Raw genomic sequence first — 1,318 nt, 5'->3', positions numbered from 1 at the left:
ATGAAAGCGCAGATTTTTCTTATCTTTGAGAGCTTTTGTGAGAATGTTTTTGTCATTGGTAGTAAATGTTGCTTGTGTCATATATCTATTATACGTCAATTTTTGATTTTTGTTAAGTATGAGGATATAATTCTCGTAGCTTCTATGAATACAGAAGAAACAGAACAGTTGGTTGAATTAACGAATGATAGAACGTTTAGTTCTGAAACTGTAGATGAAGTAGTAGAACATGTGGAAGTAAGTCAATATATTTTAAATTTTCTTCATCTTTTGAATCTTACTTTAGATAAAGAGGGATTAACAAAGAATGATTGGCTTGTCCTTGGACAGATAAAGAGTGATTTATTTGCTATGGACTACTGGCTTCCTAATGAGTATTATATATTTGGTCGTTTAACTGCTTTCTTTGACTTTGATTTGAAAGTGTATCAGCAAAAAGAAAGAGAGGCATTTGAACTTCTCTCAAGTAATCTTCCTTTAGCTACGAATCAAACCCATATGTTGGTGGATGTACTTCGAGTAATAGTTAAATATTATTCTGAAAATGCTTATTATGACTTGGCACAACAATTGATAGATAAAATTGAATTGTATCGTATAAAGTATTGCAGGATTTTTGTCCATACTGGTTACTATTTACCTCTATATCCTTTTATGACTATCAAGATGTATGAGGTGTATAATCTTCTTAGACAAAATAAAATAGAGGGGATAAAACTAGGACATCAGATTATCCAACATCTTGATACCATGAAAGTCTTATTTCCAGAAAATGAAATTTTATCCTTAAAAAACTCCTTCATCAAGGAAGTTAAAGAAATCAATAACACAGGGATTCCATTCCCCTAGAAAGGTTATAAATGAAATCATATAAGAAATTTACGATTCTTGCTCTGGCTCTTCTTGGATTGACTAGCCAAACAGTTCTAGCTAATGATGCTAGTCATTCTACGAATAACTCTATCGGTAGTTCAACTACTAGCTCTGCAAATGCTTCTCAAACAACTACAGAAATCCAGCCAACGAGCCCTAGTTCGAGTGAGCAGGAGAAAAAGTCAACTCTTCCTACTGAGTCTAAGCTACAAACTGGTTGGGTAAAAGAAGATGGAAAGTGGGCTTATTATAGTCAAACAGGTGTCAAATTTACAGATATTCTTTATGAGGGCTACCTATTTGATAAGAATGGTTACTTATACTTAACAAAAATCAAAAATTGACGTATAATAGATATATGACACAAGCAACATTTACTACCAATGACAAAAACATTCTCACAAAAGCTCTCAAAGATAAGAAAAATCTGCGCTTTCATAAACGA

At 32.5% G+C, this 1,318-nt stretch carries 2 protein-coding genes; both read left to right on the top strand.

Annotation, left to right across the window (positions count from 1 at the left end):
• The coding region (locus tag FGQ53_RS11665; RefSeq protein WP_212744434.1) for a hypothetical protein at positions 1-849 on the top strand (849 nt) is incomplete at its 5' end.
• 11 nt (positions 850-860) lie between these two features.
• Positions 861-1,217 carry a hypothetical protein gene (locus tag FGQ53_RS11660; protein WP_229090378.1) on the top strand — a complete coding sequence of 119 codons (357 nt, stop codon included), beginning with the start codon at positions 861-863 and terminating at the stop codon, positions 1,215-1,217.
• Positions 1,218-1,318: the final 101 nt, after the last annotated feature.

It is taken from the genome of Streptococcus mitis (genome assembly GCF_005844455.1).
In the GTDB taxonomy this organism is placed as follows: domain Bacteria; phylum Bacillota; class Bacilli; order Lactobacillales; family Streptococcaceae; genus Streptococcus; species Streptococcus mitis_BF.
Note: the sequence above shows the minus strand (reverse complement) of the source record. Positions and strands in the feature narration are given on the sequence as shown.

Bases quoted from the DNA above. Each gene is read 5' to 3' on its own strand.
- FGQ53_RS11660 (WP_229090378.1), top strand. From the start codon at position 861: ATGAAATCATATAAGAAATTTACGATTCTTGCTCTGGCTCTTCTTGGA.